A 16,062-nucleotide genomic window follows, 5' to 3' on the forward strand; every position below is an offset into this window, starting at 1 on the left:
GAAAAATCCGGTGATGCAGCAGTTCAATTTGAAGAAGGCAAAGAAAACATTGTCAAAGAGAACTACCCATTAAGCACAGAATTGAGCTTAGTGATTGATGATGCAGTTGTTGGAGAAGAATCCAACATCCAAATCGGATTAACCGATTCCAAAGGCAATGTTGTAAGCGGAACCGTAACATTAAATGTAAACGGAACCGAATACAATGTAACTGTCACTGATGGAAAAGGATCTATTGCTGTTGGTCCATTTGAAGAAACCGGTACAGTTCCTGTTGTTGCTGAATTTGCAGATGAGACTCATGCTAAAACAACAGTCGAAAATGAAATTACCATTTACGGCCCTGGAAATGTAACTGTCAAACACACTGACGCTGGAGATGCTGCAGACATTCAAGCTACTATTGATGCTGCAAACCCTGGTGATGTAGTGCAATTAGGCTATTACGATTACACTGATGTAGCAGATGTAAACGTAACCAAAAATATAACCCTTGCTGGTACTGATTTAACCTCAATCACCTCTGCAGGTGATGGAACTCCTATATTCAATGTCCCAGCAATTTCAGAAAACGGTCCTGAAAATGTAACAATTACTGGAGTAGACTTTAAATTATCCAATGGAGACACAGTTGTAAAAGCAACTGCTGATAATGACACTAACTCATTATCCATTGTAACTCCAAATATAAACATCACTGACAACTTATTTGACCTTGTCAATGATACCACTGTTCCAGAATCAATCAATATTTTAGAACTTGACTCTGAAAGAGGAGTATTATCTCCTACAAGAATCAATCAATATTTTAGAACTTGACTCTGAAAGAGGAGTATTATCTCCTACAGGCGAAATAGCAATCAGCGACAATACCATTGCTGCTGGTGTAAATCCATTTAAATTTGAAATAACTACTGTTGAAACTGGCGGAGACATTAATGTCGGTCCACAAAACCTCACTCCTGAAAGAAAAGCTACTGTGATTGTATTTGAAAACATGAATACAACAGCTGTTTCCCCAGCTGACGGAGGAAAAACCGGTGAATACTTCGTATGGAGATTAACTGACGCTGACGGCAAACCATTAGCAAACACTCCTATGGAAATCGGTTTCAACGGTGTTGTTTACACTTACGAAAAAGACGGAATCATTACCGATGACGATGGTTACGCTAAATTGCAAATCAACCTCGGATACAAAGGTGTATACACATTTGCTATCTGTTTCTTAGGCAATGATGAGTACAACGCTTCATTCGTAGTAGCTAAGATTACTGTGGATACACAAAAAGCTACCTTAACTGTTCCTAACAAATCTTATGCAGCTTCTGCTAAGACCAAAACATTAACTGCTACCTTTAAGACTGCAAAAGGAAGCCCAATTGCAGACAAATGGGTCACATTCACTGTAAACGGCAAAACCTACAAAGCAAAAACCAATGCTAACGGTGTTGCAAGCGTTAATGTAAGTTTAAACAAGAAAGGAACCTACAGTTTCGTAGCTAAATTCGCTGGAGACAGCACATACACTGCAGTAAACAAAAATGCAAAATTAACCATAAAATAACCAAGCTTTTCCGCCCCTTCGGGGCGCAAAACCTTGACCAAAATATTTTCATTTTGGTTTTTTGTGGTTTTTTATAAAATAAAAACAAATATTTAGCAAAAAAGAATAGCTTTTTGCTATTCTTTTAACTTTTATTTTTTTGCGTAGAATTTTTAGCTTTTTAATTTTCAAAAATCTTATTTGGAATTAAGGATGTTTGGTAATTTTTTATAAACATTATAAAAAGATGTTTTGTAATTTTTATAAAAAATTATTAAATTTTAAAATAAGTTCTTTATTGGATTTTTTTTATTTTTTAATTTTTAGACTTTATTAAATTTTAAAATAAGTTCTTTATTGGATTTTTTTTATTTTTTAATTTTTAGACTTATCAAACTTTAAATTATTGATATTATCATTCAATAAAAAAGTTTTTTTTCAATAATTATTATTTATTATTTATTATTTATAGAGGTGGAAGATTTGAAAGTTAAAAAGGCTATGCTATTATGCTTAGCATTATTATTCATAATATCCTTAGGATTTAGTGCAGTAAGTGCTGCAGATTCTAATGATAATTTTAATATGGAATCAGACCAAAATTTAGTTCTATCTGATTCTTTAAATAATTTAGATGTTGATTCAAGTATTTTAGATGAGTCTCAAGGAGATAATTATGTTGATAGCGATTCGTTAGGAATAGATGATCTAACAGATAATTCTGATAATAATTTAGATGATAGCGATTCTTTAGGAATAGATGATCTAACAGATAATTCTGATAATAATCTGGAATCAAATTCTAAAGAAAACCTTAAATCAAATGCTTTAGGTGATGATACAAATACAATCTATGTATCACCTAATGGAAATGATGACAATGATGGATTATCAAGGGAAACTCCTGTAAGGGATTTCTCAAAAGCAGCTTCCCTTGCAGATGAAGGATTTACAATATATCTATTGCCTGGTGTTTATAATCAGGATAAGAACACTCAATTGTCTAAAAACCTATACTTTGTAGGTGAAAATGGTGCAATCATCAATAGGACTGCAAAATTAGCTGTATTTACATATACCAGTGATAATATAAAAACAGTCAGCTTTAAAAACATCGTGTTCATATCAGAATCATCAGATGCAACAAATCCTATCTTAAGCATGGCAGGTCATGCCAATCTTGTCTGTGACAACTGTAGCTTCACAAACATCATTGCAACCAGGAACGGTGTGGTCAGATACATGGGCAATTCTACAGGATCCATAACAAACTGCAGATTCGTTGACTTATATGGAACAAGCAATGGAGCCTCATCCTATCTTTATATTCTTGGTGAAGCTAAAGTCAATGTGAACAATTGTATATTTGCAAACATTTCAAATGACTTTTTAAGGGTTGTTGTTTATGTAAACAATGATTTGGCTAACCTTAGCTTGAACAACTCCCATTTTTATGGCATTTCCGGAAATGCAAACGCAATTGTGGAAAACAGAGGAACCATGATTATTGACAATTGCAGATTCAATGACAATGCCTTAAGTGGCAATAGTCCTGAAGGAATTATTTGGGCTTCTGAAAAAATCAACAACAATTCCAAAACCTATATAAACTCATCTTCCTTCTACAACAACTCTATAGATACTACAGTAGTCATAAACAGGTCAATAATTCAAGCAAAATCCTCTGTAACAGTAGAATATTCCTCCTTTATTAACAATGATGTTGATTTCATCATAAATAACGACAACAATACAGAAATAATCGCAAACTTAAACTGGTGGGGAAGAAATGACAATCCAAAGGATTTGGTTTCAGATGGAGTCACCATTGAAAACTGGTTTGTAATGAATGTTGACTTTGAAACCAATGACCTTATTGCAGGAGAAGAGTATCCAATCAGCATAAGCATTGGTCAAATAACCAATTTGGAAGGTGAATCCTATTATCTTGATGAAGGAATCACCGGTGCTGAAATTGTTTTAAGTTCCCAAAACGGCAATTTTAAGGTAAATTCAGGAATCATAGTAAATGGAATTCCTATAGGTGGGGGAATTTTAGCTGACGGCGGAAAGATCGCTAAGGTTTACACTAAAAACGGTTTTGTAAGTCTAATTTATGCTCCAGCAACTGATGGGTCAGAGGTAATTTCAATCAAATCAGGCTATCAAGAGTTTATTTACAATATTGAACTTACTGAAGCGATTGTTTATAATGAATATTATGTTTCCAAATCTGGAAGCGATGAAAACGACGGTTTGACAAATAGAACTGCATTCAAAACCATTGCCCATGCCCTTGAAGTGGCAAAATCATTAAAGGCAAATGCTAAAATCCATATTTCTTCAGGAAATTATGAGGAAAACGGATTAACTATAGGGAGTTATGGCAGCGGCATGGAAAGCCCTCACTTTGCATTTATAGGGTATGGAAATGTTGTCATAGATGGAAAAGGCCAGTCTGCAAGTATTTTCAATATAAGGAATGGTTCAGTATCATTTAAAAACATACGCTTTACAAATGTGAATTCTGCCACAATCAATGGAGGGGCTTTAAATATAGCTTCTGATGATGGTTCAACTGATCTTGACCCTATATTTGTTAATTTAACAGTAAACAATTGTACATTTGATAATCTATTCATTGGAGGCGATGGTGGAGCCATCCGATACGATTATGTAAGTGGTAAAATCAATATAAACAATACAAAATTCCTTAATATCATTTCCAATACTGGTGCTGTTTATATATATGAATCAGAACCAGTTAACTTAAAGATAACAAATTCCCTTTTTAAAGATAATATTGCAGAAAATGCAGGTGCCTTAAACGTTAAGGCAAGCAATATAAGCATTGGAAACTGTGACTTTGTAAACAACAGTGCAAAGGATACAGGGGGAGCTATTATATTTTTAAGTTCAAATGCCATAGTTGAAAACTCTACAATCATAAACTGCTCTTCCAAAAATCAGGCTTCTGCAATTTTAGTAGATGGCTATGATTATAACACTGTAACAATAAGGAATTCCATTATAGAAAACAACAGTAGAATTGCAGAAAATGCTTTAGGCCAAAATGGTGGAATTAGCGGCAATGGTTTAGGTGATGGAAATGATGATGGCCAAAATGGTGGAATTAGCGGCAATGGTTTAGGTGATGGAAATGATGATGAAGAAGATAATAATTATGCAATTTATGTCTATGGAGGAAAATTGGACATTTCATACTCCTCAATTGTAAACAACTTCTCTCTTGCCACCTCTAAAGATGAAGATGGCTGGGTGGAAGGTGTAGCTATTGCAAACAATAACTGGTGGGGAACCAATGACCCTACTGAAGTAATTAACGGTTCTCGAATAACAATAGACAAATGGCTCATATTAAATGTCCATCTTAACAACACTGGAGTCTTGAAGGTAGGAAACTCTGTAAATGTCACAATTGACTTCAATCATGTAATGACAAGCTCTGGCGAGATTGAAGAGCTTGCAGGAGGAAAGATCTCAAGAGAATTTGCAATTAGAATGAATGCTACAGCAGGCCGTATTTACCCATATTATATTGTAACAAGAGATAGGATTGCAAACAGCATATTTACAGTGGAAGACGGCGGCGCCTCTCTTGACATAAGAACTGAAAATGCCCTTGTCCACATTGACTTTATTGTAAACAACTACTATGGAGTGATTTATGTTTCAAACAATGGTAACGATGACTGGAACGGTTCAATCGAATCTCCTGTAAAGACTTATGAAAAGGCACTTTCATTAGCTATGGAGGAGGGCGGATCCCATCACATATTCTTCCTTGAAGGAACATATGAATTCTGTGATGTAAATGTAGACGAGACCTATCTTACCATAGAAGGGGAAGGAATAGACAAATCCATATTGGATGGTGCTTTCTTCACTGGTGGAATGATTTCAAACTACAATTCCACATTGATTATAAAGAACATCACCTTGACAAATGCAGCAAACACTGTCGCTTCAGGTGGAGCCATTACAAATATGGGTGATTTGACATTGGATACTGTAAAAATCTCAAATTCCATAGTTAAAAACGGAAATGGAGGAGCAATCTATTCTGTAGGCAATTTGAATATTAAAAACTCCACCTTTGAAAACAATTTAGTTGACAATGGCGCTTATGGAGGAAGCGGTGGCGCAATCTACTGTGACGGCTATTACACCAACTTGGAATATCCTCCAAGCATAAACATTACAGACTCCCAGTTCATTTCAAATGCTGCTAAAGGAAGCACTTTTGGTGGTGGAGCCATCTATATGCAATATGTAGATGGATTCAAATCAATCAAAAACACCCAATTCATTGACAATCAGGCATTGTATGGTGGAGCGATATTCCTTCAGAATTCAATAGGAAACTTCAATATGGACAATGTCAGCTTCATTGGAAACAAGGCTACAGGAAGTTCCAGCTCTAATCCTTACTATGGTGGAGGAGCATTGAACCTTATAGGAACAACCGATGGAAGTGTGGGAAACATTACAATTACAAACAGCCTATTCATTAACAACTCTGCTAAAAACACCCGTGGAGGAGGGGCAATACTTGATAGGAATGTTGACTTGAACATATCCAATTCCATAATACTTGACAATAGTGACACTTCAATGAATGTTCAAATCTATAAGGACACTACTGTCTACTACCCAAACGGAGGAAAGGTAATCCTTGAAGACAATTGGTGGGGAGTGAATGACTTAAGGAATCTCTCTACATTAGCTTCCAATGCAACAATAAATAGATGGGTTGTCATGGACCTATCAGCAGAGATAAATGAGGAAATCGATGATGGCAACCAATATATTGTAAAATTATCCTTGGACAAGTACAATGACGGCACTCTTATTGAAGACAATCCAAATTATGAAAAGTATGCAGATTATCCATTTGAACGTCAATTCAAGCTAACATCAAATGAAGGCTCATTTAATCCTGAATCTGCAATCTTAGAAAACAATAGGGGAGAATCAATCTTCCAATCTAAGCTAAAGGACAATAAAATCACAGGAACCATTGACAATCAGTCTTTGGAATTCAATACAATTGATTTATATGTTGCTACTGTCATTGAATTGGAGATTGAAAGCACTAATATAACTACCAGATTCACTGATTTAAACATTAGCCTAAAGGATAATGAATCAAATCTCATTAATTGCACTGTCATCTTATCAGTCAATGGAAAGGAAGAGGAAATCAGCCTTGAAGATGGAAAGGCAGCTGTTGAAATCAAGGACCTTGATGCAGGCATCAACAATATTACAGTAAGCTTTAAAGGCCATGAAAAGTATTTGGAATCAGAAAATTCCTGCTTGATTGAAGTAAGAATCACTAATGTTAATTTAGATATGGTGGTTGATGATATAGTGGCAGGAGAATCATCTAATGTTAAGGTATTCCTATTTGATGAGTCTGGAAATCCTTTAAATGCTACAGTTAAATTAAGTGTCAACAGTAAGGATTATGAGATTGAAGTCAAGGATGGAAAAGGTTCTGTCGATATAGATCCAATCAATGAGATAGGAAACTACACTGTTCTTGCAAGCCTTGAAAGTGAGGAATATGAAGGAAACACATCCTGTGAATCCACATTAACAGTATATGGTCCTGGAAATGTCACAGTAAAGCATACTGATGCAGGAGATGCATTGGATATTCAAGCTGCAATCGATGCTGCAAATCCTGGAGACACTATTCAATTGGGAAGCTACGATTATGCAAACGTTTCTGATGTAAATATCACTAAGGATTTGTCTATTGTCGGAAATGAGAAAACAACTGTATCCAGCAAAGGAGACAAAGGACCTATATTCAATATTGTTTCAAAAGATGAAAATGGTCCTGAAGAAGTGAATGTCTCTGGAATTGACTTTAAGCTAAATAATGGAGACATTGTCTTTAAGGCATTTGCTCAAAACGACACAGAAAACAACTTATCAATTGACACTCAAGCAATCAGCATTACAGGAAACACTTTTGAAACTCTAAATGACAGCATTGTAGCAGAATCCATTAATATCCTATATCTTGAATCAGAAAGGGGAGTCCTTGTTCCTACAAATGAAATCATAATTTCAGACAATACAATAAGTGCAGGAATCAATCCTCTTAAATTCGAAGTGAATTCAGTTGTTTCAGGAGCTGATGCAAACATAACTAACATGAACATCACTCCAGAGAGAAATGCAACTGTCATTGTTTTTGAAAACATGAATACAACTGCTGTCTCTCAAGCTGATGGAGGAAAAACAGGAGAATACTTTGTATGGAGACTAACAGATGCTGATGGAAAGCCATTAGCAAACACTCCTATGGAAATCGGTTTCAACGGTGTTGTCTACACCTATGAAAAAGATGGAATAATAACTGATGATGACGGCTACGCCAAATTGCAGATTAACCTTGGATACAAGGGAGTGTACACATTTGCAATATGTTTCCTTGGAAACGACCAATACAACGCTTCATTTGTTGTAGCTAAGATTACTGTAGACACTCAAAAAGGAAGCTTAACAGTTCCAAGCAAATCATATGCAGCAAGCGCCAAGACCAAAACATTGACTGCAAGCTTCAAGTCTGCAAAAGGAAACCCAATTGCAGATAAGTGGATCAGCTTCACAGTTAACGGCAAAACTTATAAGGCAAAAACCAATTCAAATGGTGTAGCAAGCGTTAACGTAAGCATAAACAAGAAAGGAACCTATAGTTTTACAGCAAAGTATGCAGGAGACAGCACATACACAGCAATTAGCAAAACAGCTAAATTAACTATTAAATAATTTGATTAATTTAATAGCTTCAATTAGCTCAATAATAAAATTAATTGCAGTAAATCATTTAATAATTGATTTCAGTATATTCAGAAAATTAAATAAATTTAATAATAATTTCAGTATATTCAGTAAATCAAATAAATATAATAAGTTATAGCATTTTAAAGTAATTTTAATATTAATAAATAAAATGGGGATTTTATGAAAATAAATAAATTATTGATTATTGCTTTAATCATATTTGCCTTAATTTGTTTGCCTATAAGCTTTGCAAGCGATTTAAACATAGATCAAATAGGCGATTCAAATTCAGGATTTGAAAGCATTAATCAAGGTGATATAAGTTCAGACAATAATTTAAAGCTTTATTCAGATAATTCATTATCTGATTCAGATTCTGTTTCAGATGATAATTCTGATGATTCCTTAACTAATGGATTGTCTGATTCAAATTCTAATTCAGATGATTCTAATTTAATTAATCAGAACATCGAAGATGAAAATAACTTGAAGGATTATAATCAAGCTCAACATAGTCTTGGAAATGCTGATACGAAGGATTATGATTCCCCTAACCTTGACATAAACTTCACTAAACTGAATGTAACATTTACAGATGGCAATACAATATTTGTAAACGCTTCATACACTGGTGATCTTGAATCAGGAACAAGGGAAAATCCATTCAAAACAATAAATGCCGCATACAATCAATTCATCAGCAGCTCCAATACGAAAACAAACATCTTTTTGGCAAATGGACTATACACTGCTTCAAGACGTATGACCTTATCAAAAAGCGTAAATATTGTCGGTGAAAGTACATCAAATACCATAATTAGTGGTGACAATATATACCAAATATTTTACATTAGTCCTCCTATGGCATACGGTGCAGTAAGTCCATTTGTCAACATATTTAATTTAACTTTTACAAAAGGTACCTCATATTATGGAGGGGCTCTTTATGTAAATGAAAGCGGTTCAAGCATAGTAAATGTCAATTTCATAAATAACACTGCTGTCAACACTACATACTCCTATTCAAAAACATATCCTGGAAGCGGCGGTGCTGTATACATTGACAAGGGATTTGTAAAATTCTACAATACTTCCTTCATTGACAACAAGGCCTTAGGAAAAACAGATGCCTATGGTGGAGCGCTTCTTAATGATATGGGTGAAATCACAATAATCAGCTGCAATTTCGAAAACAATTCTGTCATTGCCTTAAATGGAGCTGGCGGTGCCCTTTATGATTATAGCGGTATAACCGTCCTGTTCAATTCCACAGTCTATAACAACATCGTAAATTCCACAGTTTCAATGGGCGGGGGAATTTCCAATTGGCAATCCCATAATATATACGTATTCAATTCAACCATCGACAGCAACAAGCTTTATGGAAACTATACTTTTGGCTCTGCAATAATCAACAAGGCCAATTACTTTATCATGGCCAACACTACAATCTCCAATAACTTGGCAAATGGAACAAGCGACATAAACGGCACAATATTCAATTTAAACGGCATTCTTAACTTTTCAAATCTTGTATTTGAAAACAATATCCTAAAAAATCCCCAAAGCAACTTATTTATGTGCCTTGAAGATCAGCTTATTCTTGAAAGGCCATTCAGTGATGATCTATTGCTTGATTTGCCATCAAAATATGACTTCAGAGATTATGGATTGGTCAATCCCCTTGTCAAGGACCAAGCTGGAGCAGGAGCCTGCTGGGCATTTTCAACATTGGAAGCTTTGGAATCCTACCTTTTGAAATATGAAAACGCCAGCTATGACTTTTCAGAAAACAATATGAAGAATCTTATGGGATACTATGGCTTGAACGGCACTGACTGGTCAGATGGAGGAAACCATTACATGTCACTTGCTTATCTCTTGCGCTGGAGCGGACCTGTAAATGAGACCCAAGACCCATACAACGACTCAGACCATAGCTCAAAATCCAATTTGAATTTGACTAAGCATGTTCAGGATGTATTGTATATTCCTGTCCGTTTGAATTATATGGATTTGAATCAAGTCAAATATGCATTGATGACCTATGGTGCATTATACACTACAATGCATGCAGATGACTCATTCCGATACACTATTGATTATTATCGTGATGTAATAAGCGTTTCCAACCATGCAGTAACATTGGTTGGATGGGATGACAATTATTCAGCAGACAATTTTGCCGTTAGGCCTCATGGGGATGGTGCATTCATAATCAAAAACAGTTGGGGCAAAGACAATGGATATGAAGGCTATTGGTATATCTCATATTATGACAAGGCCTTTGTAAGCTATGGATTAGACGTTTTAGCTGCAATGGCATTTACAAATGTTGAAAACGTTACAAACTATAAGACAAACTATCAATATGACATTTTAGGAAACACCTTTGAATCAATAGGATTCACATGCAGCACAGCATGGTTTGCAAACCAATTCAAGGCAAAAAACAATAATCCATTGGCAGCATTTGGATTCTATAGCTATGGAGACTCAAGCTATTTTGTAAACATCACTGTAAACGATGTTGAAAAATATGTTCAGGAAGGATTTGTCAAAGGTGCAGGATACCATACAGTTAAATTGGATGAGCTTGTAGAATTGACAAAGAACGACATCTTTAGGGTTGCTGTAAAATTGACAACTCCAATCACTCTCTTCCCAGTTGCAATAGAGTCTCAAAGGGCAGACTACAGCAGTGGGGCAGATGCAGAGGAAGGTCAATCATTCATCAGTCCTGATGGCATCAATTGGTATGATTTGGCAGAATACAATCAGCCAATCAAGTTTTACCAATATGCTGAAGAGCATACTTTAGAGAAGGCCAATGTATGCCTTAAGGCATATGCAGTTGGTTCTGCAGATATGTTCATGAATCTAAAGTCAAATTCCACTGTATATTATGATGGAGATATTGTAGAATTCACCTTGACAATAAGCAATGAGGGAGATGCAATTGAAAATGTCAATGTAAGTGCAATCTTAGACAGAGGCACTTCAATCAAGTCTGTAACATATTACAAGGGAAGCTTTGATTACAGCTCTAAGGTATGGCATTTAGACAGATTAAGCCAAGGGGAAACAGTGACCTTAAAGCTTAAGATAACAGTCCATCACATCAAGGACATTGTTACAACATCATTTGACTTTAATTATCCTGGATACATTCCTTCTAATATCAGCTCTTCTGTAAGCTTAGACATTTATTATGGTGGACTTACAAGTTTTGTTCAAGTGGAAAACATCATTACCATTGCAAAATCCCAGGATGAAGTGATAATAAGATTATTGGATTGGAATTCAAGCCCATTAGTTAATAAGAACATTTTAATCAGCTTATTGAGTGGTGGTGATGATTTCAGTCCTGTTTCATTAGTTACTGATGAAGAGGGAAATGCAAGATTCATATTGGATTTGGTTTCTGGCAATTACAAGTTTTTAGCCTCATTTGAAGGAATGGATTATTATGATCCATCAAACATGAGCTTTAATGTAACAGTTAATCAAATCCTTAGTGAAATCAAGGTCTTTGGCGATATTGACTTAAGCAATCTCACTACATATGCCAAATCAAATGATGAGATAATCTTCTATTTGATTGATGATGACTCAAACATCATTAAGGACAAGACAATCAGTTTGGCTATAATGGATTTAAGTCAAGGGTCAAGTCAAGAATCAAGTCAAGAATATGAGCTAATCAGTGATGAGGATGGATACTTTAAGTTTAACATAGACTTAATTTATGGAACTTATGGCTTTAATTTGGATTTCATGGGAGATGATGTTTACAAACAATCAGAGTTAAGCTTCAATGTAAATGTCATAAGGAGAGAAGCTCCTACCATTTCCATTGAAAAGAAGATATTGGATGTTTATGATAACCTTAAGATAAGTTTGAAAGATGTAAATGGAGATGGATTGGCTAATAAGACCCTTAAGCTCATAATCACTAGGAGCAAAGATGATCCACGCTCTTTATTGACTGAAACTGATGAGAATGGAATCGTTGAATTGATTAATCTCTATGCAGGATCTTACAGTATTAATGCAAGCTTTGAAAATGATGACGTTTATGAGGATGCTGCATTAATTGACAGTTTCTCAGTTATTAGAAAGGATACTCAGATAAGCTTTATTGATATGGTTACCACAGCTGTTGACGCTAAATCTGATGGAGCAAAAACTGGAGAGTACTTCATTTGGCAATTGTTGGATGGAGAAGGCAATCCAATTGCAAACACTCCTATGCAAATAGGATTCAATGGTGTGGTATATACCTATGAAAAGGATGGAATCTGCACTGATGAGAATGGATTTGCTAAATTGCAAATCAATCTTGGTTACAAGGGCGTTTACACATTTGCTGTATGCTACTTGGGAGATGATTACTATAAGGCGTCATTTGTAGTTGCTAAAATCACTGTAAACACACAAAACGGCACTTTAGAAGTTCCTAATAAATCCTATGCAGCAAGTGCTAAGACCAAAACATTAACTGCAAGCTTCAAGTCTGCAAAAGGAAACCCAGTTGCAGATAAGTGGGTCACTTTCACAGTAGCTGGAAAAACATATAAGGCAAAAACCAATGCTAAAGGTCTTGCAAGTGTCAATGTAAGCTTAAATAAAAAGGGAACTTATAATTTCACTGCAAAGTATGCAGGAGACAGTACATATTCAGCTATTAGCAAAACAGCAAAGCTAACAATAAAATAGTTTTTATGAATAGAATAGTTAAGAGCTATCCTATTTTTTCTTTATTTTTATTATTTTAAGAGCTATTCTATTTTTTCTTTATTTTTATTATTTTAAGAGCTATTCTATTTTTTCTTTATTTTTTAAGAATTTCTGATATTGTTGGTTTTTTCTTTATTTCCTTTATTTTTCAGATTTTTTTGTTGTTAGTTTTTTATTTTTTAAGAATTTCCGGGTATTTGTTTTTTATTATTTTGTTTTTTTTTCAGATTTTTTTGTTGTTAGTTTTTTATTTTTTAAGAATTTCTGGATATTTGTTTTTTATTATTTTGTTTTTTTTTTTTTCAATTTTTTGTTATAAGTTTTTTATTTTTTTAATCTTTAATTACAAATCAAATTTCTTTTTTTATTATACTATAAATATTAAAAAAATTAGATATTAAAATAGAATCATGAATAGTTTATTCGAAATAATCTTTAAATTATCATGAATATTTTTTAAAAATTTCAAATTTTATAATTATTTTAGACTTTAAGGTGAGTTAATGGAAAGTCAAAACATATTAATTAAGAATGCTACCATAGTAAATCCATTAGGAAATGGAAAAACAGAAGAGAAAAATGCAGATGTATTGATTGTTGAAGATAAGATTGCTGAAATCAACCAAACAATAGATGAATCAAATGCAGAAAAGATAATTGACGCTACTGATAAGATATTGATGCCAGGTCTCGTCAACACTCACACCCATATTTCAATGTCCCTTTTACGTGGAATAGCTGATGACTTGGAATTGGACACTTGGCTAAACGATCATATTTGGCCTATGGAAGCACACCTCAACAGAGAGTACTGCTACATAGGTGCACTTCTTGGTGCTGCTGAAATGATCAAGTCAGGTACAACCACATTTTCAGACATGTACTTCTATATGGATGGAGTTGCTCAAGCAGTTGAGGAAATAGGCATGAGGGCAGTGCTCTCATATGGTATGATTGATTTCGGCATTGAGGAAAAACGTGAAAACGAGTTTAAGGAAAACATTGCCCTTGTCAAAGATCACCACAATACTGCTGATGGCAGAATCACTACAATGTTTGGTCCACACTCAATATACACCACTTCAGCTGAGCTTCTTGAAAGGGTCAGAAAGGAAGCGGCTAAGTACCAAGTTGGTATCCACATTCATATGAATGAAACCATGAAGGAAATTAATGACTGTAAGGAAAACCATCAAAATAAAAGACCCTTCGAGTATTTAGATGAACTTGGCATATTAGGTAGTGATATTGTAGCTGCTCACGCTGTATGGTTAGACCAAAATGAGATAGATTTGATAAAAAAGTATGATGTCAAGCTTTCACACAACCCATGCAGTAACATGAAACTTGCTTCAGGTGCATCACCTGTAGGTGAACTTTTAAGTCAAAGTGTATGTGTTGGATTAGGTACTGATGGTGCATCAAGCAACAACAATCTTGACATGTTTGATGAGATGAAATTTGCAGCACTTCTTCAAAAGCTTTCCACACTTAATCCTAAATTGGCTAATGCAGATGAAGTGATAAACATGGCAACTTATAATGGTGCAAAGGCTTTAGGCATTGATGCAGGAGCTGTTGAAGTAGGGAAAAAGGCAGACCTTATTCTTGTTGACACCAATGCTCCTAACATGACTCCAATGAGCAATGCCATTTCATCTAATCTTGTATATTCTGCAAATGGATCTAATGTTGACACTACCATTTGTAATGGTAAGGTTCTTATGGAAGGTCGAAAATTGCTTACAGTAGATGAAGGCCATATCTTATCTGAAGCAAAAAGAGCTATTGCAGAAATGAAAGAGCTTAGAGAAGCTGACTCTGAATAAGCAAGATTTGAGAATGGAGATTTATCTTTTAAATTATTTTTTCTTTTTCTTTATTTTAATTAAATCTATATTGCTTAAGTTAAATTTATTTAGTTTATATTTGTCTATTTTTTATTATTTTAATTGAATATTGGAGAGGGTATTATTAAAATTCAAGCTGTAAAATTTTATGAAAAAGGTTTTGCCAATCAAAGCTTTGCTTTTGGTGGTGAAGAAGGTCCTGAAAACTTTGATAGTTCTGTTCTTTATCATTCATCTTTGCAGAACTATGTTATTGACACTGGTGATGAAATAATTCTTGTCGATACGGGTGTACCTAAGGAAACACCGGAAACTGCACCTAATTATGATTTTGGAATTTATACTGGAAGAAAGATTACAGATTATGTCTCTGCATTGGAAGACTTAGGATACTCACCTGATCAGGTTTCTAAAATATTGGTTACCCATAAGCATGAAGACCACACTGGCGAGCTTCGCTCTTTCCCAAATGCAAAAATCTACATCTCTCCAGAAGATGCTGATGCTATGGGGCTTGAAGGAGACAATGTAGTCCGTGCAGAATACAAGGATGGAGCATACTATAACTTTGAAGCATCTGATAAGATTGCTGATGGAATTTATTTCCTTCCAGCAAAGGGACACACTCTTGGAAACAGCATTGTCATTGTTGAGGATGATGGTCTCTTTTATATGATTCATGGAGACATTACATATACTGATGAGGCAATCTATGCAAACAAATTGTCAGTTGTTTTTGAAGACCTTGCCCTTGCTCGTGAAACAATGGATAAGATTAGGGAATTCATTAGGAATCATCCAACAGTTTACATCTCTACCCACACTCCTCTTGGATATGAAAACCTTGAGGCAAAAAGGGTTATGGATTTGGATAATCCTCCTGAAACAATAGCCATTGATTATGAAATCGAGGAAAAGGAAGCTACTGGAAAGTATGTCTGTTCTGTTTGCGGCTATGTTTATGATCCTGAAATTGGTGATGAAGAGCATGGAATTCCAGCAGGAACTCCATTTGAGGAATTGCCTGATGACTGGAAATGTGCAAGATGCAGACAGGATAAGGACAAATTCAATAAGGCATAATTTAAAGCTATTTAGACTATT

Annotated in this window: 6 protein-coding genes; all 6 read left to right on the forward strand. The window is 34.8% G+C overall.

Annotated elements, in window-relative coordinates; translation table 11 throughout:
- Positions 1-819 (forward strand): hypothetical protein (locus tag QZV12_RS04475; RefSeq protein WP_295617852.1); only part of this gene is annotated, 819 nt, incomplete at its 5' end.
- Positions 761-1,567, forward strand: coding sequence for an Ig-like domain-containing protein (locus QZV12_RS04480; RefSeq protein WP_295617855.1), 807 nt, complete (start codon positions 761-763; stop codon positions 1,565-1,567). The genes QZV12_RS04475 and QZV12_RS04480, both read left to right, overlap by 59 nt.
- Before the next feature lie 462 nt (positions 1,568-2,029).
- Positions 2,030-8,353, forward strand: a complete 6,324-nt coding sequence (locus QZV12_RS04485; RefSeq protein WP_295617858.1) for an Ig-like domain-containing protein — start codon at positions 2,030-2,032, stop codon at positions 8,351-8,353.
- Positions 8,354-8,548: 195 nt separating this feature from the next.
- Positions 8,549-13,087 carry a lectin like domain-containing protein gene (locus QZV12_RS04490; protein ID WP_295617861.1) on the forward strand — a complete coding sequence of 1,513 codons (4,539 nt, stop codon included), beginning with the start codon at positions 8,549-8,551 and terminating at the stop codon, positions 13,085-13,087.
- Between the two features lie 524 nt (positions 13,088-13,611).
- Positions 13,612-14,937 (forward strand): amidohydrolase family protein, encoded by a 1,326-nt coding sequence (locus QZV12_RS04495; protein ID WP_295617864.1) that lies wholly within the window; start codon positions 13,612-13,614, stop codon positions 14,935-14,937.
- A gap of 123 nt (positions 14,938-15,060) precedes the next feature.
- Positions 15,061-16,041: a rubredoxin gene (locus tag QZV12_RS13790; protein ID WP_394350720.1), complete on the forward strand. Its 981-nt coding sequence runs from the start codon at positions 15,061-15,063 to the stop codon at positions 16,039-16,041.
- Positions 16,042-16,062: the final 21 nt, after the last annotated feature.

This window comes from uncultured Methanobrevibacter sp. (assembly GCF_902769175.1).
Taxonomy (GTDB): Archaea; Methanobacteriota; Methanobacteria; order Methanobacteriales; family Methanobacteriaceae; genus Methanobrevibacter.